22 protein-coding genes and 1 pseudogene are annotated in these 23,393 nt (G+C 58.3%); 9 read left to right on the plus strand and 14 right to left on the minus strand.

From position 1 onward, the window contains the following. Window positions 1-58: 58 nt before the first annotated feature. The 6 genes from msrQ to ACM6IR_RS10045 form a co-directional block, all read right to left on the minus strand. Window positions 59-679, minus strand: a complete 621-nt coding sequence (msrQ, locus tag ACM6IR_RS10020) for a protein-methionine-sulfoxide reductase heme-binding subunit MsrQ (protein ID WP_414907575.1) — start codon at window positions 677-679, stop codon at window positions 59-61. After that, window positions 679-1,692 carry a protein-methionine-sulfoxide reductase catalytic subunit MsrP gene (gene msrP, locus ACM6IR_RS10025; RefSeq protein WP_414907576.1) on the minus strand — a complete coding sequence of 338 codons (1,014 nt, stop codon included), beginning with the start codon at window positions 1,690-1,692 and terminating at the stop codon, window positions 679-681. The genes msrQ and msrP overlap by 1 nt, the downstream gene beginning before the upstream one ends. 62 nt (window positions 1,693-1,754) lie before the next feature. Continuing rightward, on the minus strand, window positions 1,755-2,612 hold the full coding sequence (gene pssA, locus ACM6IR_RS10030; RefSeq protein ID WP_414907577.1) for a CDP-diacylglycerol--serine O-phosphatidyltransferase: 858 nt from the start codon (window positions 2,610-2,612) through the stop codon (window positions 1,755-1,757). A 143-nt stretch (window positions 2,613-2,755) separates the two neighbouring features. Then, window positions 2,756-3,772, minus strand: a complete 1,017-nt coding sequence (gene ilvC / locus ACM6IR_RS10035; protein WP_007948647.1) for a ketol-acid reductoisomerase — start codon at window positions 3,770-3,772, stop codon at window positions 2,756-2,758. 48 nt (window positions 3,773-3,820) lie between these two features. After that, entirely contained in the window at window positions 3,821-4,312 is a 492-nt protein-coding gene (gene ilvN / locus ACM6IR_RS10040) for an acetolactate synthase small subunit (RefSeq protein ID WP_003176102.1), read from the minus strand. A gap of 2 nt (window positions 4,313-4,314) precedes the next feature. After that, window positions 4,315-6,039 carry an acetolactate synthase 3 large subunit gene (locus tag ACM6IR_RS10045; RefSeq protein ID WP_414907578.1) on the minus strand — a complete coding sequence of 575 codons (1,725 nt, stop codon included), beginning with the start codon at window positions 6,037-6,039 and terminating at the stop codon, window positions 4,315-4,317. 400 nt (window positions 6,040-6,439) lie between these two features. On the opposite strand from ACM6IR_RS10045, the gene ACM6IR_RS10050 reads away from it, so the two are divergent. Continuing rightward, complete coding sequence (locus ACM6IR_RS10050; protein ID WP_414907579.1) at window positions 6,440-6,853, plus strand: DUF4124 domain-containing protein; 414 nt, start codon at window positions 6,440-6,442, stop codon at window positions 6,851-6,853. A gap of 63 nt (window positions 6,854-6,916) precedes the next feature. Here the strand turns inward: ACM6IR_RS10050 and ACM6IR_RS10055 are convergent, their stop codons facing one another. The 3 genes from ACM6IR_RS10055 to mrcB are packed head-to-tail and all read right to left on the minus strand — an operon-like array spanning window position 6,917 to window position 10,330. Next, on the minus strand, window positions 6,917-7,252 hold the full coding sequence (locus ACM6IR_RS10055; protein ID WP_414907580.1) for a YqcC family protein: 336 nt from the start codon (window positions 7,250-7,252) through the stop codon (window positions 6,917-6,919). Further along, window positions 7,252-7,989, minus strand: a complete 738-nt coding sequence (locus ACM6IR_RS10060; RefSeq protein ID WP_414907581.1) for a tetratricopeptide repeat protein — start codon at window positions 7,987-7,989, stop codon at window positions 7,252-7,254. The genes ACM6IR_RS10055 and ACM6IR_RS10060 overlap by 1 nt, the downstream gene beginning before the upstream one ends. A 16-nt stretch (window positions 7,990-8,005) precedes the next feature. Further along, window positions 8,006-10,330, minus strand: a complete 2,325-nt coding sequence (mrcB, locus tag ACM6IR_RS10065) for a penicillin-binding protein 1B (RefSeq protein ID WP_414907582.1) — start codon at window positions 10,328-10,330, stop codon at window positions 8,006-8,008. Between the two features lie 117 nt (window positions 10,331-10,447). Between mrcB and ACM6IR_RS10070 the strand changes: the two genes are divergently transcribed. From ACM6IR_RS10070 to ACM6IR_RS10080, 3 genes are all read left to right on the plus strand, one after another. Next, window positions 10,448-12,004: an AAA family ATPase gene (locus ACM6IR_RS10070; protein WP_414907583.1), complete on the plus strand. Its 1,557-nt coding sequence runs from the start codon at window positions 10,448-10,450 to the stop codon at window positions 12,002-12,004. Between the two features lie 91 nt (window positions 12,005-12,095). After that, the gene (locus ACM6IR_RS10075) at window positions 12,096-12,440 is read left to right on the plus strand and encodes a pentapeptide repeat-containing protein (RefSeq protein ID WP_414907584.1); all 345 of its coding nucleotides are present in this window, start codon (window positions 12,096-12,098) and stop codon (window positions 12,438-12,440) included. A gap of 243 nt (window positions 12,441-12,683) precedes the next feature. After that, window positions 12,684-12,956 carry a TfoX/Sxy family protein gene (locus tag ACM6IR_RS10080; RefSeq protein ID WP_003228231.1) on the plus strand — a complete coding sequence of 91 codons (273 nt, stop codon included), beginning with the start codon at window positions 12,684-12,686 and terminating at the stop codon, window positions 12,954-12,956. Window positions 12,957-13,244: 288 nt separating this feature from the next. Here ACM6IR_RS10080 and ACM6IR_RS10085 read toward each other — a convergent pair whose 3' ends face one another. From ACM6IR_RS10085 to ACM6IR_RS10095, 3 genes and pseudogenes are all read right to left on the minus strand, one after another. Continuing rightward, complete coding sequence (locus ACM6IR_RS10085; RefSeq protein ID WP_414907585.1) at window positions 13,245-14,096, minus strand: ChaN family lipoprotein; 852 nt, start codon at window positions 14,094-14,096, stop codon at window positions 13,245-13,247. Window positions 14,097-14,115: 19 nt separating this feature from the next. Continuing rightward, window positions 14,116-14,881, minus strand: a pseudogene (locus tag ACM6IR_RS10090) (heme ABC transporter ATP-binding protein). Then, window positions 14,881-15,864: a FecCD family ABC transporter permease gene (locus ACM6IR_RS10095; protein WP_414907644.1), complete on the minus strand. Its 984-nt coding sequence runs from the start codon at window positions 15,862-15,864 to the stop codon at window positions 14,881-14,883. The pseudogene ACM6IR_RS10090 and the gene ACM6IR_RS10095 overlap by 1 nt, the downstream one beginning before the upstream one ends. Before the next feature lie 245 nt (window positions 15,865-16,109). Between ACM6IR_RS10095 and ACM6IR_RS10100 the strand changes: the two genes are divergently transcribed. Beyond that, complete coding sequence (locus ACM6IR_RS10100) at window positions 16,110-16,427, plus strand: Rieske (2Fe-2S) protein (RefSeq protein ID WP_414907586.1); 318 nt, start codon at window positions 16,110-16,112, stop codon at window positions 16,425-16,427. Here ACM6IR_RS10100 and sfsA read toward each other — a convergent pair. Further along, on the minus strand, window positions 16,424-17,131 hold the full coding sequence (sfsA, locus tag ACM6IR_RS10105) for a DNA/RNA nuclease SfsA (RefSeq protein ID WP_414907587.1): 708 nt from the start codon (window positions 17,129-17,131) through the stop codon (window positions 16,424-16,426). The two genes, ACM6IR_RS10100 and sfsA, sit on opposite strands and share 4 nt — an antisense overlap. Further along, window positions 17,131-18,303, minus strand: coding sequence for a pyridoxal phosphate-dependent aminotransferase (locus tag ACM6IR_RS10110; RefSeq protein ID WP_414907588.1), 1,173 nt, complete (start codon window positions 18,301-18,303; stop codon window positions 17,131-17,133). The genes sfsA and ACM6IR_RS10110 overlap by 1 nt, the downstream gene beginning before the upstream one ends. A gap of 334 nt (window positions 18,304-18,637) precedes the next feature. Here ACM6IR_RS10110 and dksA point away from each other — a divergent pair, with 334 nt between their 5' ends. The 4 genes from dksA to ACM6IR_RS10130 all read left to right on the plus strand — a co-directional run bounded on the left by dksA (window position 18,638) and on the right by ACM6IR_RS10130 (window position 23,373). Continuing rightward, entirely contained in the window at window positions 18,638-19,081 is a 444-nt protein-coding gene (gene dksA / locus ACM6IR_RS10115) for an RNA polymerase-binding protein DksA (RefSeq protein WP_008153293.1), read from the plus strand. Window positions 19,082-19,284: 203 nt separating this feature from the next. Further along, window positions 19,285-20,181, plus strand: coding sequence for a tRNA glutamyl-Q(34) synthetase GluQRS (gene gluQRS / locus ACM6IR_RS10120; RefSeq protein WP_414907589.1), 897 nt, complete (start codon window positions 19,285-19,287; stop codon window positions 20,179-20,181). A 77-nt stretch (window positions 20,182-20,258) separates the two neighbouring features. Then, on the plus strand, window positions 20,259-20,435 hold the full coding sequence (locus ACM6IR_RS10125; RefSeq protein WP_003176118.1) for a hypothetical protein: 177 nt from the start codon (window positions 20,259-20,261) through the stop codon (window positions 20,433-20,435). Then, on the plus strand, window positions 20,419-23,373 hold the full coding sequence (locus ACM6IR_RS10130) for a sensor histidine kinase (RefSeq protein WP_414907590.1): 2,955 nt from the start codon (window positions 20,419-20,421) through the stop codon (window positions 23,371-23,373). The genes ACM6IR_RS10125 and ACM6IR_RS10130 overlap by 17 nt, the downstream gene beginning before the upstream one ends. The last annotated feature ends 20 nt before the right edge of the window (window positions 23,374-23,393 follow it).

The following is a 23,393-nucleotide window of genomic DNA, read 5'->3' on the forward strand; positions in this document are numbered from 1 at the left end:
TGACTGCGCCGGAAGTGGGGCGAATTATAGACGTCTGGAATCTGCCGTCAACCCTTAATTACGCCTTTCTTGCGGAAGGTGCCTTTTTAGCCATTAAATGCGGGACTCGACGGGTAACCGCAGGTATACGCAGTAATAGCAGTAATCCTCCTATAGAGGCATAGGCTGCCCACTCCTTCAGATCGGCACGCACGATCCACAACATATGCAGTAGCCCAAGCCCGAGAATCAAATAGGCCAGACGATGCAGCGTCTTCCAACGAACACCCAAACGCCGCTGACTATAGCGATTCGAAGTCGCCGCCAGCGCCAGCAAACAGAGAAACCCCAGCGCACCAACGATAATGTACGGCCGCTTATGCAGCTCGACGCCTAGCTGCGACCAATCAAACCCAAGAATGAACGCCGTATAACCGCTCAGATGCAAAACCACATAAGCAAAGCACCACAAACCCAGTTGCCGTCGAACAGCAATCCACCCCGCCCACCCCGTAAGCTTTTGCAACGGTGTCATGCTTAGCGTAACCAGCAAAAGAATCAGCGCCCCCAACCCCAATCGGTCAACCAACACCTTGCCCGGATCAGGCCCAAGCGCATTTGCCCAGGCTTGGTACAACCAAAGCAGCGGCCAAACGACTGCAGAAATGAAAACGCCGATACGCCAGAACGAATACCGCATCAGTAATTCTTCCGAAGATCGAGGCCTGCATATAAAGAAGCGACTTCATCCGAGTAGCCATTGAACATCTGCGTGTCTCGCACATTGGGCTTGAACAGACCACTCGGTAAACGCCGCTCCCGAGCCTGAGTCCAGCGCGGGTGATCGACTGTCGGATTCACGTTCGCATAAAAACCATACTCATCCGCAGCAATGCTCTGCCAGGTCGTTTTCGGCTGCTCGCTGACCAGACTGATCCGAACGATGGATTTGACGCTCTTGAAGCCATACTTCCACGGCACCACCAAACGCAGAGGTGCGCCGTTCTGATTAGGCAATTCCCGCCCGTACATACCCACCGCAAGAATTGCCAACGGGTTCATCGCCTCATCCAGACGCAGTCCTTCGACATAAGGCCAGTCGATCAAGGCAAAACCGGAACGCTGTCCCGGCATGCTCTCGGGATCCTGCAGGGTCTCGAAGCGAATAAACTTTGCCTTAGAGGTCGGTTCGACGATATTCAGCAAGGCAGAGACGGGAAATCCGATCCATGGAATGACCATCGACCACGCCTCCACGCAACGAAGGCGATAGACCCGCTCCTCTAACTGGTAAGGCTTCATGAAGTCCTCCAGCGCATACCGCCCCGGTTTACCCACCTCCCCGTCTATCACTACGCTCCACGGTTCAGTCTTCAGCGCGCCGGCATTGGCCGCCGGATCGCCTTTATCAGTGCCGAACTCATAGAAGTTGTTGTAATGGGTCGCATCCTTGAATGGCGTGATCGCCTCATCCTTGACGTTGACCGCGCCCCATTGAGTAGAAGGAAGTTTTTCGGCAAACCAGGAAGGCGCGTTGCCAGCCTCGACAGCTGCATATCGTGCGGCATCTTCGGCAACGGCCCAATGCGGCAAGCAGCCCACAGCCAAACCGGCAACGGCAGCACCGAGCACATTACGGCGAGATAGATAGAAGGATTCAGGCGTGACGTCCGACTCATGACAGTCAGACGCCTTGGGGATTTTGATCAGCATGGCAACTCCGCAGTATTGGAGGACAGTGCACCAATAGACTGCGGAGTATGAGGGAAATCAGGTCACTCGGCGTTTTTGCGCCGACGAAGACGTAACAGATATTGAACCGGGCCAGACGCCGCATACGCGAGGAAAACCAGGAGCAGAATGCGCGGCGGATCGCTGAATACGACGGCAAACACCAACACTACAGCCAGGATTGCCACGAAAGGTACGCGCCCTTTCAGATCCAGTTCCTTGAAGCTGTTGTACTTGATATTACTGACCATCAGCATGCCGGCAGCCGCGACCATCAGTGCAACCAGGAAGGACATCTTGGAACCCTGGATCCCGTAATCGCTGAACGCCCAGACGATACCCGCAACCACGCCAGCAGCAGCCGGACTGGCCAGGCCAATGAAGTAGCGCTTGTCCGCGGTGCCGACCTGAGTATTGAACCGCGCCAGACGCAATGCCGCGCCAGCAACATAGATGAAGGCAACCATCCAGCCGACTTTGCCCATGTCGCCCAAGGCCCAGCCAAATGCCAGCAATGCCGGCGCGACACCAAAGGCGACCATGTCCGACAGTGAGTCGTATTCGGCACCGAAGGCACTCTGGGTATTCGTCATACGGGCAACACGACCATCAAGGCCATCGAGCACCATGGCGACAAAAATCGCGATGGCGGCAAAAGCAAAATACTTGCTTGCGCCAATTGAATCACCGGCACTCAAGGCGCTTTGGGCGCTCATCGAGTTGATGATGGAGTAAAACCCTGCGAACAGGTTCGCAGTGGTGAACAGATTTGGCAGAAGATAGATACCACGATGCCGGACTTTACGGCCTTCAGCGTCGTGCCCTTCTTCGATATGTTCATCGATGGGCAGCAGACTTTCGGCGTCAGAAGCCTGGTTTGGCTCTTCGGGACGTTCGCTCATGGACATTACCTTGCAACGGGGTGGAAAGTTTCGACAGGTGTCTGGGACGACGGTTCGGCCACAAACGCTGCAGCTTTATACCAGAACGACCGGCCAAACGAAAAAACGCGGCCTAGGCCGCGTCTTCCGTACAAGTGCGTGACTTAGTTTTTGGCTTTGTCGACGATCTTGTTGGCACCGATCCACGGCATCATGGAGCGCAGTTGCTCGCCGATGATTTCGATACCGTGAGCGGCGTTGTTACGACGCTTGGCGGTCATCGAAGGATAGCCGGTAGCGCCTTCGCTGATGAACATCTTGGCGTATTCGCCGTCCTGAATACGTTTCAGGGCGTTGCGCATGGCCTGACGGGATTCGGCGTTAATCACTTCCGGACCCGTCACGTACTCGCCGTACTCAGCGTTGTTGGAGATCGAATAGTTCATGTTGGCGATACCGCCTTCGTACATGAGATCAACGATCAGCTTCAGTTCGTGCAGGCATTCGAAGTAGGCCATTTCCGGCGCGTAGCCGGCTTCAACCAGTGTTTCGAAACCGGCTTTAACCAGTTCAACGGTACCGCCGCACAGAACGGCTTGTTCGCCGAACAGGTCGGTTTCGGTCTCGTCCTTGAAGGTGGTTTCGATGATGCCGGTACGACCGCCACCGACGCCAGCTGCGTAGGACAGTGCAACGTTTTTGGCGTTGCCGGAAGCATCCTGATAGATCGCGATCAGGTCAGGAATACCGCCGCCTTTGACGAACTCGGACCGCACGGTGTGACCCGGTGCTTTCGGCGCGATCATGATCACGTCGAGGTCAGCGCGCGGAACAACCTGGTTGTAGTGGATCGCGAAGCCGTGGGAGAAGGCCAGAGTGGCGCCTTTCTTGATGTTCGGCTCGATTTCATTTTTGTACAGGGCAGACTGGAACTCATCCGGGGTCAGGATCATGACCAGGTCGGCAGCAGCCACGGCAGAAGCAACGTCAGTCACTTTCAGGCCGTGAGCTTCGGCTTTGGCAACAGTGGCCGAACCTTTACGCAGACCAACAGTGACGTCAACGCCGGAGTCTTTCAGGTTGCACGCTTGAGCGTGGCCTTGGGAACCGTAACCAATGATGGCAACTTTCTTGCCCTGGATGATCGACAGGTCGCAGTCTTTTTCGTAATAAACTTTCATGAAATTCCCCTATATATCCAGGCCGTTCAGGCCATTCGCTAATTTGGTTTAGATGCTGAGTACTTTGTCGCCGCGGGCAATACCGGTTACGCCGCTACGGACGGTTTCCAGAATCGAGGCGGTGCCAATGGACTGAATGAAGCTGTCGAGCTTGTCGCTGGTACCGGTCAGTTGAACGGTATACACGCTAGCGCTGACATCGACGATCTGCCCACGGTATATATCGGTAGTGCGTTTGATCTCGGCGCGTTGGGCGCCGGTAGCCTTGACCTTGACCAGCATCAGTTCGCGCTCGATGTGAGCACTTTCCGACAGGTCGACCAATTTGACCACTTCGATCAGCTTGTTCAGGTTCTTGGTGATCTGCTCGATGACTTCATCGTGGCCGACAGTGGTCAGCGTCAGACGCGACAGAGTCGGGTCTTCGGTTGGCGCCACCGTCAGGCTTTCGATGTTGTAGTTGCGCTGCGAGAACAGGCCGACTACACGAGACAGAGCGCCGGGTTCGTTTTCCAGAAGCAAGGAAATAATGTGCCGCATGATTAAGTACGCTCCGTCTTGCTCAGCCACATATCACGCATGGAGCCGTCTTTGATCTGCATCGGGTAGACGTGTTCGCCGGCGTCGACTTTGATGTCGATGAACACCAGGCGATCCTTCATGGCGAATGCTTGCTCCATCATCGGCTTCAAATCCTTCAAGTCCGTGATGCGCATACCGACGTGACCATAGGCCTCGGCCAATTTGACGAAGTCCGGCAACGATTCCATGTAGGAGTGCGAGTGACGTGCGCCGTAGCTCATGTCCTGCCACTGACGGACCATGCCAAGCACGCCGTTATTGAGCAGGACGATCTTTACCGGCAAATCGTGCTGCAGGCAAGTCGACAGCTCCTGGATATTCATCTGGATGCTGCCTTCACCGGTCACACACGCCACATCTGCGTCCGGGAAGTTCAGTTTCACGCCCATTGCTGCCGGGAAACCAAAGCCCATCGTGCCCAGGCCGCCGGAGTTGATCCAGCGATTCGGCTTGTTGAAGCGGTAGTACTGCGCCGCGAACATTTGGTGCTGCCCAACGTCGGAAGTCACATAGGCATCGCCCTTGGTCACTTCGTGCAGGGTTTCGATCACGGTCTGTGGCTTGATGATGCTGCCGTCACCCTTGTTGTAAGGGAACATGTCGCGATCACCGCGCCACTCTTCAACTTGCTTCCACCAGGCAGCGACCGAGTCCTTGTTAGGGGTCTCGCCGATTTCTTTGAAGGTAGCGACCATTTCGGTCAATACACTTTCCACCGGGCCTACGATAGGAACGTCAGCCTTGATGGTCTTGGAGATCGAAGCCGGGTCGATATCGATGTGGATGATCTTGGCGCTTGGGCAGAATTTCGATGCGCCGTTGATAACACGGTCATCGAAGCGCGCGCCAACAGCCAGGATCACGTCCGCATGGTGCATCGCCAGGTTGGCGGTGTAGCTGCCGTGCATACCGAGCATGCCGAGGAACTGGCGGTCGCTGCCCGGATAGGCGCCAAGGCCCATCAAGGTATTGGTGACCGGTGCGTTCAGCAGTTGCGCCAATTCGGTCAACGGCGCGGAGCCGTTACCCAGAATGACGCCGCCGCCGGCATAGATGATTGGCCGCTTGGCCGCCAACAACATTTCCACGGCCTTGCGGATCTGGCCCGAGTGGCCACGAACCGCCGGGCTGTAGGAACGCAGCTTGGCTTTTTTCGGGAAGATGTATTCGAACTTCTCGGCCGGGTTGGTCATGTCTTTCGGAATGTCGACCACGACAGGACCAGGACGACCGGACTGCGCCAGGTAGAAGGCCTTTTTCATGACTTCCGGGATTTCCGAAGCATGCTTGATCATGAAACTGTGTTTCACGATCGGCCGGGAGATACCGATCATGTCGGTTTCCTGGAACGCATCGGTACCCACCATCATGCTAGGTACCTGGGCGGTCAGGATCACCATCGGGATCGAGTCCATGTACGCCGTGGCAATGCCGGTAATGACGTTGGTCGCGCCGGGACCGGAGGTCACCAGCACAACGCCAGCCTTGCCAGTGGCGCGCGCATAGCCGTCAGCCATGTGAGTGGCTGCCTGTTCATGGCGAACGAGGATATGTTGAACAGCTGGTTCTTTGAACAGAGCATCGTAGATATGCAATGCGGCACCGCCCGGGTACCCATAGATATACTTGACGCCTTCGTCACGCAAAAAGCGGACGATCATCTCACCGCCAGATAAAAGCTCCACGTTGTTCACCTCTAAAACGCCAGAATACCGCCCACAAAAAAGAGGACGGGTCTTAATAGGTTTACTTCTCAGCAGAGCATGAGCGACGGTGGTCGCCGACTACGTCAGCACTGACTGAGCAAGTATTGGGATCGTCCCAAGTGTTGCGGGCCTTTCCCACCCAGCGCGAGGTAACGCGTTGCGGGTGTAACAGGTCGGCGCGGGTGTGCGCCTCATGATCTGCTGAGTGGGTCTGCTTCTGGCAGTCCCTCTACAGCGGACTTTGGATTCTTCTGTTTCGTCCTCTGCAAGTCAAGTCGTCTATGTGCTTTATTGAAGTAAGCACATGAGAAAGCAAGAAAAAACCGCTAAACATCAACTGTGTTAGCTTCAATTGCGCAACTCATGGCAAGGAAATGACATGCGAAGGCTCTTCATGATCAGTCTGCTCATCAGCCCTTGGTGCATGGCGGGGCAGATTTATAAATGGGTCGACCCCCAGGGCGTCACCCACTTCGGCGCACAACCGCCACAAGGCCAGGAAGCGACAACGGTGATGATGCCCTCCTCGCCTGCCGACAAACCGGCCACGCCGCCACGCAGCAACGCCATCGGTGATCAACAGACCATCGACAATACTGTGAAAAAGCAGGTCGCCGAACAGCAAGCCCAGCTAAAGGTATTTTGCGAGCAGGCTCGAACAAACCTGGCACAACTGCAGAACAATCCACGACTACGGGAGGATGTCGATGGTGAGATGCGCCGCCTGACCGACCTGCAACGCCAGGAGCGCACCACCGAAACACAGAAACGGATTACGGATAACTGCCAATAATCACTCGACAGCTCCTACACAGCTCCTACATAACGCCTACACAGTTTCTACAACGAAACGGAATCAGCGGGAGGCAGTGATCAGCTGGTCGAACTCTTTGAGCAGAACCTGCAAGTACCGATCTTTACCCTGGACATTACGGGCGGCAAAGACCATTTCGGCCATCTCCTGAATCCCGGAGGCATTGGGCAGCGGCAAATCCTGTTCGAGGATCATCTTCATGCGCGGCAGGAAGATCCACTGCAGCCACTGTTCGAAATCCAGCGTATCGACTGAAAACGGCTCGACGCTGGAAAGCGCTTCAGCGGAGGGTGAGACCTCGTCCCACCAGCCCTGAACGCGCAGTTCACGTTCGATCAACAGCAACTGCTCGGCAATCTTCGGAAAACGAGAGTCCATCACAGCGAAACCTTGGCCTTCTGACGGGCGAGCGCAGCACCCGCGGAATCACCTTGTTTCTCGCGCGCCTGGGCGATCAATCCCCACAGGCTGGCTTGAAGGTCCGGACGACCATTGGCCAACGTCAGACCACGGCGGGCGAACTGTTCGGCCTGTGCCGCATCGCCTTGAGCCATGCGTACCTGCGCCAGACGATAGAGCACTTGCGGCTCACGTGGCGCAACCCGCTGGGCGCGCTCGAGGCTGGAGGAAGCACCGTTGAGGTCACCACTGGCTTGTTGTTGCTGAGCAGTGGTCAGCAGTGCCAATACCGGACCGTCCAGCTGCTCATCCGCAGACAGGCCGCCACCGGTATTGGCCGAAGGAATCCCGCTGGGTGTCGACGGCATGCTATAGCTGTCTTGATTGATCGGTGCAGCCTGAACCGGAGATGTGTCAATCGGACCCGGCGTAATCGGGCCAGGCGTGATCGGCGCAGTGCTGATCGGCGCCGAGGTCACGGCGCCACCACCCGGAACCATCACCACCACACCGCTATCCCCCTGTGGAATCGCCTGCGGCTGGGCCTGCACGGGACGTTTCACTGTCGTCTGACGGAACCCGCCATTCGTCGAAATCCGCTCACTGTTGGAAACGGTGCTGCCGGAATCTACAACCGGAATCGAACCGCGCTGTACGGTGGAGCAACCGCTGAGCAAAGCCACGGCGGTAACCGCTGGAATCAACCACTTGTTCACTTGAAACCCTCTTTGCTTAATTCAACCAGCCCTTGACCCAATCCATCACCGTTTCACCGGAAGCCGGGCTTGCACCACCGCAAGCGGCGCCGGGAGGCGGTTCACTGCCGCGAATATACGGCATCTGCACCGCGCCTGGGCAGCTGGCTTCGGAACCTTGTCCGGTACGGGAATCGACCCATGCCTGAACAATGTTGTCTGGCTGCGGCATGTCCAGTGGCAGCGGATCGGCCTTGCGCATAAAACTGGTCCAGACCTGTAGCGCACCGGTGGCACCGGTGAAGGGTGTCTTGCCGTTGTCATCGCGACCCAGCCAGACCACCGCCAGCAGGTCCTGACTGAAACCTGCGAACCAGCTGTCTCGCGAATCGTTACTGGTACCGGTCTTGCCGGCCAGCGTCAGGGTCTTCGGCAGCACGTTATAAACCGAGCTGCCGGTACCTTCACGCATAACCCGCTGCATCGCGCTCTGGATCAGGTAAATGGAAGCTGGATCGAAACGCTGCTGAATCTGGAAGGGGTAACGCTTGAGCGGTTCACCTTCGGCGGTCAACACGCTACGGATCCCGCGCATCGGCGTATTGAAACCGCCATTGGCGAGCGTCTGGTACATGGTCGCCACTTCAATCGGGGTCATTCCACCGGCCCCCAGCAACATTGACGGGAATGCCGGGAACTCTCGAGTTATGCCCAGGCGCCCCAGGGTCTTCAAGACATTCGGCACGCCCACCGCCAACCCGAGACGGGCGGTCGACAGGTTGTAGGAATGTGCCAGGCCCTGGTAAAGGAAAACGGTGCCATGGGAACGACGATCATAGTTCTGCGGTTTCCAGACCTGACCGTCCGCGCCTTTGACCGAGAAAGATTCGTCCGACAGCCAACTGGTCAAGGTGTACTGACTCGGTTTCTCAAGGGCTGTCAGATAAACCGCCGGCTTGATCAACGAACCGATCGGGCGTACGGCATCCAGTGCACGGTTGAATCCGGCATAACTCGCCTGACGACTGCCGATCATGGCCTGGACTTCGCCGGTTTCCGGGTTGGTCACGACCATGGCTGCTTCGACATCCTCAGAGCCTTTACGTCCGGCCAGACGTTTGAAGGTGTCGTTGACCGATGCTTCGGCTTTCATCTGCAGGATCGGGTCGAAGCTGGTGAAGATACGCAGGCCTTCTTCGGTCAAGTCTTCATCGCGATAGTCTTCGCGCAACTGACGCTTGACCAGATCGAGGAAGCCCGGGAACGAGCTATCCGCCAGACTGCCACGCGTGGTCACGCCCAACGGCATCTTCTTCGCAGCTTCGACTTGCTCAGGCGTGGCAACACCCTGCTCTTGCAGTACGTCGAGCACCAGGTTGCGCCGTTCGAGAGCACGCTCCGGGTAGCGACGCGGGTTGTAGGAGGATGGCCCTTTGACCATGCCCACCAGCAACGCGACTTGATGCAGTTTCAGCTCCGACAGCGGCTGACTGAAGAAGAACTGACTGGCCAGGCCGAAACCATGCACCGCACGCTGACCATCCTGGCCGATGAATACTTCGTTGAGGTACGCCTCAAGAATCTCGCGCTTGTCATAATGCAGCTCAAGCAGCAACGCCATCATCGCTTCGGTGAGTTTGCGGGTCAGACTGCGCTCGTTGGTCAGGTAGAAGTTTTTGACCAACTGTTGGGTCAGCGTACTACCACCCTGACGCATGTGGCCGGACGAGCCATTGACCCAGATCGCACGCGCAATCGACTTCGGCGAAACCCCGAAGTGGTGATAGTAGTCGCGGTCCTCGACGGCTATAAGGGTGTCGAGTAAATAAGGCGGCACCTGATCGATCTTGATCAGGATCCGGTCTTCAAGGTTTTTCGGGTACAGGCCACCAATCAGCAGCGGCTCCAGGCGCACGACAGATAGCTTCGAGCCGTTGGTCGCCGACAGCTCAGCCACGTAGTCGCCAGAGAATCGCACCCGCACCGGTTGCGCTTGCTCCAGACCTTCATAGAACTGGAAGCCACGGGTGTTGAGGTCAACGGTATTGCCGTTGACCGAAGCGGCGCCAGGACCGTTGGCCACGCTTTCGCGACGATAGCCAAGGGCATCGAGTTCGATCAGAAAGTCGTCTTTGCTCAGCTTTTGTCCGACGAACAGTTCGAGCGGGCGCGCGTACACCTTGGCCGGGATGGTCCAGCGCTTGCCGGAGAATTTCTCCTGGACGATGGCGTCGAGGTAGACCGCGAATCCGGCAAGCACCACAAGGCCGACCAGACTGAGTTTAAGGGCCCAGCCCAGCCAGGGGCGCAGGCCCTTGGAAGGTGGTTTTTTGGGGGTGCGTGGGGATCGAGTACGAGTCATGGCGGCGGATTATACGCACTTTATTCAGACTCAACAGACGCCTGCCGAGGTTTGCGTCGGACGGACTTGCAGCCATAATGACGACCTTGAATTTTCCCAGACTCTGAAGGATCGCCTGTGAGCCAGTCACTGATCGCTGCCCTGCAAAACCCTGCCCTCTACCCGCATCCTGTGGACGGGTTCCAGGTCATCGAGACCCATATTTCCTGGGTCATCCTCACAGGCCCCTTTGCTTATAAAGTGAAGAAACCGGTGAATTTCGGCTTTCTCGACTTCACCAGCCTCGACGCTCGCAAGCATTTCTGTGGTGAGGAGCTGCGTCTGAACCAACGTCTGACCCATGACTTGTACCTCGAAGTGCTGCCGATCACCGGTAGTGCCGAGGCTCCGCAATTGGGTGGCGATGGCCCGGTCGCAGATTACGCCCTGAAAATGCGTCAATTCCCACAGAGCCAACTGCTGAGCACACTGCAGGCCAACGGCGAATTGACCACCGCGCACATCGACGAGATGGCGGAACAGATTGCCCAGTTCCACCTCACCGCACCGAAAGTGCCGGCCGATCACGAAGCCGGCACCCCGGACAGCGTGATGGCGCCGGTCCGCCAGAACTTCGACCAGATCCGCCCATTCCTCAGCGACAAGGCCGATCTGCTGCAACTCGATGCGCTGCAAGCCTGGGCCGAAAGCAGCTTTGAACGCCTCAAGCCGCTGTTCGCCCAACGCAAGGCAGACGGCTTCATCCGTGAATGCCACGGCGACATCCATTTGGGCAACGCCACTGTGATCGATGGCAAGGTCGTGATCTTCGACTGCATCGAGTTCAACGAGCCGTTCCGATTCACCGATGTTTATGCCGACACCGGTTTCCTGGCGATGGACCTTGAAGACCGTGGCCTGAAGAGCCTGGCGCGCCGCTTCATCAGCCAGTACCTGGAGTTGACCGGTGATTACCAGGGTCTTGAGCTGCTGAACTTCTATAAAGCCTACCGCGCACTGGTTCGCGCCAAAGTCAGCCTGTTCAGCATGCCCGCCGAGGCCGACCCGGTGCAGCGTGCCACAACCCTGCGCCAATACCGCAACTACGCCAACCTGGCAGAAAGCTACAGCACCATTCCTTCGCGCTTCATGGCCATCACCCACGGTGTTTCCGCCGTCGGCAAAAGCCACGTTGCCATGCGCCTGGTGGAAGCATTGGGTGCCATCCGACTGCGCTCGGACGTAGAACGCAAACGCCTGTTCGGTGAGCAAACCGTCGCGAACGACCCGCAGGCCGGCATCTACAGTGCCGATGCCAGCGCCGCGACCTACACCCGCCTGCATGAAATCGCCGCCGTAATACTGCGCGCGGGCTTCCCGGTAGTGGTTGATGCCACCTATCTCAAACGCGACCAGCGCGACGGCGCAGCGAAAATTGCCGAGGCCACCGGCGCACCGTTCCTGATCCTCGATTGCAATGCGCCGCAAGCGGTGATCGAGGCTTGGCTGGCCCTGCGTCAGGCAGACCAAAAGGATCCGTCCGATGCCAACCTGGCCGTTATCCAGGCCCAGCAAGCGAATCGTGAAGCGCTGACGCCAGCAGAGATTCTCTGCAGCAAACGCGTGCAGACCAATGAAAGCGGAACCCTCGATACTGTCGTGGCGCAGATCCGCCAACGCCTGCCAGGCCTCTAAGAAAGTATTTCAGTCGTGAAGCCTCAGGCGGCTTCACGACTGTCAAATAGTGGCACTATACTGGCGTCATAAAACCAACAGGTAATGTGACATGAGCCAGCCGAAACTTCTCGATACCCCGCTTTATGCCTTGCTGCACAAAGACGACATCACAGGCTTTAACAAGGAACGTCCTGTGGATGGGCCTATCGACATGGTCGGTGGCGACTTCCGGGGGCTGGACCTTCGCGAACTGAATGTTGATGGCGTTGACTTTTCCAATGCCTATTTCCGCTCCGCCGATTTGCGCGGCATCGACTTCAGTCACTCGATTCTGGAAGGCGCAAGCCTGGCTCACGCACAAATCTCCGGTGCCTACTTTCCGCCAGAGCTGAGTGCCGACGAGATTCTGATGTCGATGAATTTTGGCACACGCCTGCGCTATCGCTCCCGCTAAAAACGACCCGTAACTGACAAGTCTGGCGCGCCTGCTCCGCGCTGGACTCTGCGCATTTTTCACCTGAAAGCTGATTCCCGTCCCTCTCTTCCTGCCCTGTTCGTGAACGTTCCCGACGCATCAAGGCTTTGCCTCTTAGAAGCGTTTGCGTCGAAACCGACCAAACAATCACGCTTTTCCTACTGATGGCTACACTCCTGAGAAGCTCGCCCACGCTCCGTTCGGCCGTCGCAAGGAGGCTTGATGAATGATGAACTGCAGCACTTGAAGAATCTTGGCAAGACGTCAGCGCAGTGGCTGCATGCCGTGGGCATTCACAGTGCTTCGGACTTGCGTCGTCTGGGGGCGGTGGATGCTTATCGGGCCGTGCGCACGCGCGGGTTTCGAGCGTCCAAGGTGTTGTTGTATGCGATCGAAGGCGCGCTGATGGACGTGCATTGGAACGACATCCCCGCCGAGCGCAAAGATGCCTTGAACAAACAGTTGGAAGCTATCTCGTCACGCCACAAGAATTAAACGGGATCGGCTGGACAAACAGTTCACTCGGTTCGTTACCCGCAACCAGAGGGTTAAGCCCAATAATTACGGCTTCTGGAGCGGATTGACGGCGGACTTCAAATAAACCGAAAATCAGCAGTTGACTTGATAATGAGAATCGATATTATTACCGCAGCTGGTCGCGAGACTGGCCGATATTTGAAAAGCCCTTGGTTCGGACGCTCAGATATCTCCTCATCAGGCTAATCACGGTTATTTGACCCGGCTCTTGCCGGGTCTTTTTTTGCCTGTGGAAAAGTTATCTTCTTACTTGCCGAACTGCTTGCGCATTTGTGCGCAGTAATCCGGCGCCGGCGTCGCAGGTGTGTACCAAACGTAATCGGCCATGGCTGCCGTGACCTCACTGCCCTGCTGCGCCAGCATCAACACTGTCGGCGCTTGCGACGCGCCCAGATCCAGCACATGGATCGGCACGCCGATATCCTTTCGCGCATGGTAAGCGCCGGCAAACAGTAAAGAAGGCATGGGGGCCGCGAGCAGACGCTCAGCCATACGCCGATCACGCTGCTGCTGGACCGCCAGCATCGCCGGCATTTGTGACTGGGGCAGCAGACCGCAATGGGACTCACTGACTTGCTTCAGCAATTGGTCCCTGACTGAAGAGGTGTTAGAGCGCGAGCCGCTCAGCGCTGGCGGCTTGGCGTAGACGGTACGGACTTCAAGGGTGTCGAGGTTGGCCGCCAACAGCGGGTACGGCTGTGTCAACGCGAAACGCATGATCGGCCCGTACAAATCCCAGTCCCAACCAGGTTGCCAGGCTAATGCACCGGGCAAATCCACCGGTGGTGTCGAAGCGAGACGAACATCATCGACGCGCCGTTGTTGATCCGGCGTGAGCATCTCCAGCAGCAGACTGCCTTGGGGTCGCTGCTCACCCAATGCCTTCAACAACCACAATTGCACTTGATGATGGTCACGATTGTCATGCTGCTCACCCACGATCAGCCGCGAAGGCAGGGCCAGCCGGCCAACCAGTTCCTGTGCCGTCAACGCCTGCCCACTGCGCAAGTCCAGAATCTGGCCTGCAACCGGTGGCGGTGCCGACAGGTGCTGGCAAGCACTCAACAACAGCAAGACCAGCATCAAAATCCCACGCATGGACTCCCCCCTCAAAAATTCAGCGGGCGATGATCAGCGGATGCCCACGCTCCGGGTGCCGCTGTACCAGCACTTCCAGCCCGAACACCGCTTTGAGCGGTTCTGGACGCAACACCTGCTCCGGCGTATCGAGTGCCACCGAACGCCCACCTTCGAGCAGCAACAGGCGATCACAATAGCGCGCCGCAAGGTTCAGATCATGCAGGATCACCAGCACTGCCGCACCACGATCGGCGAACTCGCGCACCGCTTGCAAGGTGATGTGCTGATGCAGCGGGTCGAGCATCGACGTCGGTTCATCGAGCAACAACGTCTGCCCCGCCTCACCCGGCCACAACTGCGCGAGCACTCGCGCCAGGTGCACCCGCTGACGTTCGCCACCCGACAAGGCCAGATAACTGCGACCACTCAAGTGCCCGGCATCGGCGGCCTGCAATGCAGCCGCGACAATTTCGTCATCGCGGGTTTGACCGCTTTGATAAGGCAAGCGGCCCATGCCGACCACTTCTTCAACGCGAAACGCGAAATCCAGCGTCGACACCTGCGGCAACACGGCCAATCGCCGGGCTCGATCTGCCCCGTCCCAACGACTCAACTCGCGCTCATCAAGCCAGACACTGCCTTGATCAGCCTTCAATTCTCCGCATAAGGCACCCAGCAAGGTGCTTTTTCCGGCGCCGTTGGGGCCATACGCCAAGGACCTCACCCGGATTCAGCTCAAGCGTGATACCTGTCAGAACGGTCTTTGTGCCCCGACGGACTTGCAGATTCTGCGTGCGCAACATCAGGCGCGCCTCCGTAGCAACAAAAACAGGAAGAACGGTGCACCGATAAACGCCGTGACAATCCCGATCGGCAACTCCGCCGGCGCCAGCGCCAGGCGTGCGACCAGATCGGCAAACAATAAGAGGCTGGCCCCGGCCAACACCGACGCCGGCAACAACACCCGATGATCGGGGCCCGCCAGCAATCGCACCAAATGAGGCACCACCAGTCCGACAAACCCGATCATTCCCGCTGCCGCCACCGCCGCGCCGACGCCCAGCGCCGTGCAGAACACCAATTCGCGCTTGAGTCCCTCGACGTTGATGCCCAGGTGACCGGCCTCCGATTCACCCAACAACAAGGCGTTCAAGGCCCTGGCCCGGCGCGGCAACCACAGCGCCACACCGGCGGTCACCAGCAACAGCGGCCATAACCGCGAATAGCTGGCACCGTTAAGACTGCCCAGGTTCCAGAACGTCAGTGTGCGAAGCGTCGCGTCATCCGCCAGGTAGGTGAACAGTCCTACCGTCGAACCGGCCAAAGCCGTCAACGCGATACCCGCCAACAGCATGGTCGCGACGTTCGTCTGGCCATTGCTCCGTCCCAACCGATACACCAATGCCGTTACACCCAGCCCGCCGAGAAACGCGCACACCGACAATAGATAAGGTCCGAACGATGCAGGCAAGCCGCCAAACACTGAGCCGCCGACAATCGCAATCGCCGCCCCCAATGCCGCACCACTGGAGACGCCTACCAGACCCGGATCGGCCAGCGGATTACGAAACAACCCCTGCATCGCTACGCCAGACAGCGCCAACACACCGCCAACCGCCAAACCCAGCAAGGTTCGCGGCAAGCGAATCTGCCCCAGGATCAGTTCAGCCTGCTCCAGCCCGTCGGGCGCAATGGGCAGGCCGACCATGCGCAACACTGCGCGCAAGGTGTCGAGCAATGGCAAGCTGACTGGCCCCAACGCCAACGACAACCAGGTCGCTACCAAACACAACAGGCTCAGACCAATGAACAACGCGCGAGGTTTAACCAGAATGATCATGGGGCGGTATTACAATGCGGGTACTCAGGCGCATAAACAGCTTCCTTAAAGGTTTTCCCGGGCATCGAGATAACAGGCCAAGTATCCTTGGCTTCTGACACCTGCTCCCCGCAGGAAAGGGTGTACATTTGATAATTGCTTGCATTTAAACGTCAAGCTCGGACCACGAGCCACGGAACTTGAGGATAGACATGAAGTTGCTTTGTACCGGTGCCGAATTAGCTGACGACAGCAGCCGCGGTTTCGACATCGACGGACAAAAGCTGCTGGCCGTGCGCCGGGCTGGTCAGGTCTATATCTACCTCAACCGCTGCCCACACCGGGGTGTCGGGCTGGAATGGACGCCCGACCGGTTTCTTGACCCCAGCAACAGCCTGATCCAGTGTGCGACCCACGGTGCCTTGTTCCTGATCGAGGACGGCGAATGCGTCGCCGGCCCATGCGCCGGGCAATCGCTGACCCGCGTTCCTTGCCATGAGGATGAGCGAGGAATCTGGATCAACCATTAGATCAACACCTCAAGACGCCGATCGACCACCATTTCTTCGTGGCTCAACCGCACGCCATAGGCCAGCACTTCAACTCCGCATGCCACCGCCTCACGCAAGGCTGCCGCGTAGGCCGAGTCGATTTCCTCTGCGGGACGCACTGCATCGATGCCGCTGAGGTTTACGCAATACAACTGCACGGCGCGAATTCCGTCCCGGGCCAAATGCGCGAGTTCGCGCAAATGCTTGGCCCCGCGCTGCGTGACGGCGTCGGGAAACGCCGCCACCGCTGAGGCATCGAAGCCCAGGGTCACGCTTTTGACTTCCACATACGCCGGCCCGCTCGGGTAATCGAGACGGAAATCAATACGGCTGCTTTCCTGACCGTAAGCGACTTCGCGTTTCAACTCGGTAAAGCCGTTCAGCTCAGTGATGACGCCTCCCCGCAAAGCCTCTTCGATTAAGCCGTTGGCACGTCCGGTATTCACGCAAAACAGCCGTCCTTGAGGGGTTTCGCCGACTTCCCAAGTGCCGGGCAATTTGCGCTTGGGGTCATCGGAGCGACTGAACCAGACCTGCCCGCCCTCGACCTGGCAATTGAGCATCGAGCCAGTGTTGGGGCAATGAATGGTCAGCAACTCGCCGCTAACGGTTTCGATATCGGCGAGAAAACGCTTGTAACGTCGAATCAGACGCCCTTCTTCGAGAGGAGGATGAAAGCGCATCAGCCTTGCCAGCTCTTCAAGCCGCGAGCAATTCTCTCAACGGCTTCCTGCAATCGCGGAAGGCTTTGGGTGTAGGCAAAGCGCACGTGATGCCCGGCCTGAAAGCGACCGAAGTCCAGGCCCGGGGTAATTGCCACGTGCTCGGTTTCGAGGAAATGTCGGCAGAACGCGAAGGCATCGCCGCCGAACTTGCTGATATCGGCGTACAAGTAGAACGCGCCTTCCGGTTCCACCGCGATGTTGAATCCCAGCTCACGCAGGGCGGGCAACAGGAAATCCCGACGACGCCCGAACTCGGCGCGACGCTCTTCGAGAATGCTGATCGTCGCGGGTTCAAAACAGGCCAACGCAGCGTGCTGCGCCATGCTCGGAGCGCTGATGTAGAGGTTCTGCGCCAGTTTTTCCAACTCGCCAACCGCCACCTCGGGCGCCACAAGCCAACCAAGCCGCCACCCGGTCATGCCGAAATACTTAGAGAAACTATTGAGTACAAAAGCGCTGTCATCGACTTCCAGCACGCTGGCCGCCTCGGTGCCGTACGTCAGGCCGTGATAGATCTCGTCCACCACCAGATGGCCGTGGCGCTCCTTGATGGCGGCAGACAGTGCGGCCAATTCGTCGCGGGTCAGAATCGTCCCGGTCGGATTCGCTGGTGACGCCACCAGAGCGCCAACACTGTCGTGATCCCAATGGCGGGCCACCAGGTCCGGGGTCAACTGATAGCGCACGTCCGGACCGACAGGAACAAGCTGCGCCGCACCTTCGACCAGCCGCAGGAAGTGACGATTGCAGGGGTAACCCGGGTCCGCCAGCAGCCAATGTTTGCCGGGATCCACCAGCAAGGCGCTGGCCAGCAGCAACGCGCCAGAACCGCCAGGCGTGATGAGGATACGCTGCGGATCGATGTTCAACCCATAACGCTGCTGATAGAAGCCCGAAATGGCTTCACGCAATTCAGGAATGCCACGTGCGGCGGTGTAACGGGTCTTGCCCGCGGTCAGCGCGGCCTGACCGGCCTGGATGATGGGCTCGGCGGTGGTGAAGTCCGGCTCGCCGATTTCCAGGTGGATCACGTCGTGACCTGCCGCTTGCAATTCATTGGCCCGCGCCAGCAATGCCATGACATGAAACGGTTCGATCGCGCGACTGCGGGCACTGTAGGAATGGGCCATGGGTCTTCCTTCATCAGGAGAAAAAAGCCGATTCTACCCAAGCGCAGGAACGAGCGAGAACCTAAAGCGGTCAGAGCCGTTATAGCCCTGTCCACAAACGACTCAAACGAGTGCTTCAGGTTTGACTAAAATCATTAATTGATCAGGTCTTCATCACCACCAGACAAGGCTTTGCAATCATTTGCAAGCCCCTCGGGCCACTACCTCGACATCCGGGAGTAGCGCGGTCCGATTTGATCTGGTAAGTTCGCCCGCTTGCAGCCGCAGGGCCGGCAGGTGTCGGTGATGGAGCAATCCTGCGCAATGGATTACAAGAGTAGAGGCGGTCTATTTCATGTCCACCCAAGCAAAGCAACAACAGAACCAGTCGATCAGCGGCTTCGAACCCTACAAAGAAGTGAAGGGCGAGGAGTACATGGGCAAACCCATGCGCGCTCACTTCACCAAGATCCTGAACAAGTGGAAACAGGACTTGATGCAGGAAGTCGACCGTACTGTTGATCACATGAAAGACGAAGCGGCCAACTTCCCGGACCCGGCAGACCGTGCCAGCCAGGAAGAAGAATTCAGCCTCGAGCTGCGTGCCCGCGATCGCGAACGCAAGTTGATCAAGAAGATCGACAAGACGCTGCAGCTGATCGAAGACGAAGAATATGGCTGGTGCGAGTCGTGCGGCGTCGAAATCGGGGTCAAGCGCCTCGAAGCCCGCCCTACCGCCGACATGTGCGTTGACTGCAAGACCCTGGCGGAAATCAAGGAAAAACAAGTCGGCAAGTAACGTCGACTTGAACGAAGAACGGAGCGTGCGAACGCTCCGTTTTTGTTTCTGATATTTGCTTCGGCAGGAAACCTGTGGGAGCGAGCCTGCTCGCGAAGGGGTCTTCAGTTTCAACATTAATGCTGGCTGGCACACCGCTTTCGCGAGCAGGCTCGCTCCCACAAGTGTCTGGCGCAAGCCCGGAAAAAAGTAACATCACCCTCATGACCACCATCGCCTCCCCCTCCTACATCGGGCGCTTCGCCCCCACGCCCAGTGGACATCTGCATTTCGGTTCGCTGGTCGCAGCGCTGGCCTCATACCTCGACGCACGCGCAGCGGGCGGTCGTTGGTTGGTGCGCATGGAAGATCTCGATCCTCCACGGGAAGAGCCCGGCGCTCAGGCGGCTATTCTCAAGGCGCTGGAAAGCTATGGTTTCGAGTGGGACGGCGAGATGATTCGCCAGAGCGACCGGCACGACGCCTACGCCGAAGTCCTCAATCGCTTGTTCAATCATGGCCTGGCTTACGCCTGCACCTGTTCGCGCAAACAGCTTGAGCCCTATCACGGCATTTATCCGGGGCTGTGCCGCAATGCCGGCCATGAGGCTGAAAACGCGGCGATTCGCCTGCGGGTGCCCGAGCTGGAATACCATTTCATCGACCGGGTCCAGGGCGAGTTTCGCCAGCACCTGGGTCGAGAAGTCGGCGATTTCGTGATTCGCCGCCGCGACGGGCTCTACGCCTATCAATTGGCGGTGGTGCTGGACGATGCCTGGCAAGGCATCACCGACATTGTCCGTGGCGCCGACTTGCTCGACTCCACGCCGCGCCAGCTCTACCTGCAGGAATTGCTCGGCCTGCCGCAGCCACGATATTTGCACATCCCGCTGATTACCCAGCCCGATGGCAACAAGCTCGGTAAATCCTACCGTTCGCCGCCACTGACCGAAGACCAGGCCACGCCTTTGCTGCTGCGCGCATTGCGCGCACTCGGGCAGAATCCGGGTGCCGAACTGGCTTACGCAACACCGCGGGAAGTGCTGAACTGGGGCATTGCCCACTGGGATGCGTTGCTGATCCCGCGCACACTGATCCTGCCCGAAGCGCAACTACAGTGAACATGCTTGCAGTGGCGCACCCATCCGTTACCATCGCCGCACGTTTTCGGGCACGCGCATAAAAAAGAGAGGCCGGGATGTACATCTATCGCTTGGTCCTGCTCCTGGTAGTGGGGATTTACCTGTTCTCCCCGGCCATCATGGATTGGTGGATCGACGCCACTGGCGCCTGGTATCGCCCTTATCTGCTCTGGCTGATTCTGATCGTCGTGACCTTCATCCTGCAGAGCCAAAAAGATGCCGATGAGCTTTAGCCTGACCCAGATGATCCTGATCAGCGCCGCGTACCTGGCGGTGCTGTTCGGCGTAGCCTGGATCAGTGAACGGGGCATGATCCCCCGGGCGATCATTCGCCATCCATTGACGTACACCCTGTCGCTGGGCGTTTACGCCAGTGCCTGGGCGTTTTACGGCACGGTGGGGCTGGCCTATCAATATGGCTATGGCTTCCTGTCCAGCTACCTCGGGGTTTCCGGGGCATTTCTGCTGGCGCCGGTTTTGCTGTACCCGATTCTGAAGATCACCCGTACGTATCAGCTGTCGTCCCTGGCTGACCTGTTCGCGTTTCGATTCCGCAGCACCTGGGCTGGCGCACTGACCACGATCTTCATGTTGATCGGCGTACTGCCGTTGCTGGCCCTGCAAATTCAAGCCGTCGCCGACTCCATCGGCATTCTCACCCGTGAGCCCGTGCAACATCGCGTGGCCCTGAGCTTTTGCGCGCTGATTACGCTGTTCACGATTTTCTTCGGTTCCCGCCACATCGCTACCCGCGAGAAACACGAAGGCCTGGTGTTCGCGATTGCCTTCGAATCGGTAATCAAGTTGATCGCCATCGGCGGCGTCGGCCTGTATGCCCTTTATGGCGTGTTCGACGGTCCACAACAGCTGGAAGTCTGGCTGTTGCAAAACCAGACAGCCCTCGCTGCCCTGCACACACCGTTGCAGGAAGGCCCATGGCGCACGCTGTTGCTGGTGTTCTTCGCGTCTGCGATCGTGATGCCGCACATGTACCACATGACGTTCACCGAAAACCTCAACCCGCGCTCGCTGGTCAGTGCGAGCTGGGGTTTGCCGCTGTTCCTGCTGCTGATGAGCCTGGCAGTGCCACTGATTCTCTGGGCCGGCCTGAAGCTGGGTGCCACCACCAATCCGGAATATTTCACGCTGGGTGTTGGCATCGCCGCCAACAGCAAGGCCCTGGCGCTATTGGCCTATGTCGGTGGACTGTCTGCAGCCAGCGGCCTGATCATCGTGACCACCCTGGCATTGTCCGGCATGGCGCTGAACCATTTGGTGCTGCCGCTTTATCAGCCTCCGGCCGAAGGCAATATCTACCGCTGGTTGAAGTGGACCCGCCGGGCGCTGATCGTCGCGATCATCATGGCCGGCTACGGTTTCTATCTGCTGCTGGGCGCAGAACAGGATCTGGCTAACCTGGGCATCGTCGCCTTCGTCGCCACCCTGCAATTCTTGCCCGGCGTGTTGTCTGTCCTGTATTGGCCGACCGCCAACCGCCGAGGCTTCATCGCCGGTTTGCTGGCGGGGATTCTGGTGTGGCTGGTGACCATGCTACTGCCGCTGGTGAGCAATCTGCAGGGTTTCTATATTCCACTGCTGAACATGATCTACGTGCTGGACGACACCAGTTGGCACATGGCGGCGATCGCATCGCTGGCCGCCAACGTGCTGATGTTCACCCTGATCTCGCTGTTCACCAATGCCAGCACCGAAGAGGCCAGCGCCGCCGAAGCCTGTGCAGTGGATAACGTGCGTCGCCCGCAACGCCGCGAATTGCACGCGGCATCGCCACAGGAATTCGCCACGCAACTGGCTAAACCTTTGGGCGCCAAGGCTGCTCAGAAAGAAGTCGAACAGGCCTTGCGCGATCTTTATCTGCCATTCGACGAGCGCAGGCCTTACGCCTTGCGCCGTTTGCGCGACCGGATCGAAGCCAACCTCTCCGGCCTGATGGGGCCGAGCGTGGCCCAGGACATGGTCGAGACGTTCCTGCCGTATAAGGCGGGCGGCGAAAACTACGTGACTGAAGACATCCACTTCATCGAAAGTCGCCTTGAAGACTACCACTCACGTCTCACCGGCCTGGCTGCCGAACTTGACGCCCTGCGCCGCTATCACCGCCAGACCTTGCAGGAATTGCCGATGGGTGTCTGCTCGTTGGCCAAGGATCAGGAAATCCTCATGTGGAACAAAGCCATGGAGGAATTGACCGGAATTGCCGCGCAACGCGTGGTCGGCTCGCGCCTGAGCACCATTGCCGATCCGTGGAAGGAACTGCTGCAAGGTTTCATCAACCTGCCGGACGAACACTTGCACAAACAGCACTTGGCCCTCGATGGCCAGACCCGCTGGCTGAACCTGCACAAAGCAGCGATCGATGAACCGCTCGCACCGGGCAACAGCGGTTTGGTGTTGCTGGTGGAAGACCTGACCGAAACGCAGATGCTCGAAGACAAACTAGTGCACTCCGAGCGACTGGCCAGCATTGGCCGACTCGCCGCCGGCGTAGCCCATGAAATCGGCAACCCGATCACCGGCATCGCTTGCCTCGCGCAAAACTTGCGCGAAGAGCGCGAAGAAGACAGCGAACTCAAGGAAATCAGCGGACAGATCCTCGAACAGACAAAACGCGTGTCGCGCATCGTTCAATCGCTGATGAGTTTCGCCCACGCGGGCAGTCATCAGCACAGTGATGAGCCCGTCTGTCTGGCGGAGGTGGCCCAGGATGCCATCGGCCTGCTGGCCCTGAACCGACGCAATTTCGAAGTGCAGTTCTACAACCTGTGCGACCCCGATCACTGGGTCGAAGGCGATCCGCAACGCCTCGCCCAAGTGTTGATCAACCTGCTCTCAAACGCCCGTGATGCCTCGCCTCCCGGCAGCGCAGTGCGCGTCAAAAGCGAAGCTGGCGAGCACACCGTCGACCTGATCGTGGAAGACGAAGGCAGCGGCATTCCGAAGAACATCATGGATAGATTGTTCGAACCTTTCTTCACCACCAAGGATCCCGGCGAAGGCACCGGTCTGGGCCTTGCACTGGTCTATTCCATCGTTGAAGAGCATTATGGACAAATCACCATCGACAGCCCGGCTGATGTTCAAAGCCAACGCGGCACCCGTATCCGGGTGACCTTGCCGCGTCATGTCGAAGCGACGTCCGCTGTGAACTGAGACCGTCGAGAGTATCGAAT

This window comes from Pseudomonas sp. IT-P253 (genome assembly GCF_949768125.1).
In the GTDB taxonomy this organism is placed as follows: domain Bacteria; phylum Pseudomonadota; class Gammaproteobacteria; order Pseudomonadales; family Pseudomonadaceae; genus Aquipseudomonas.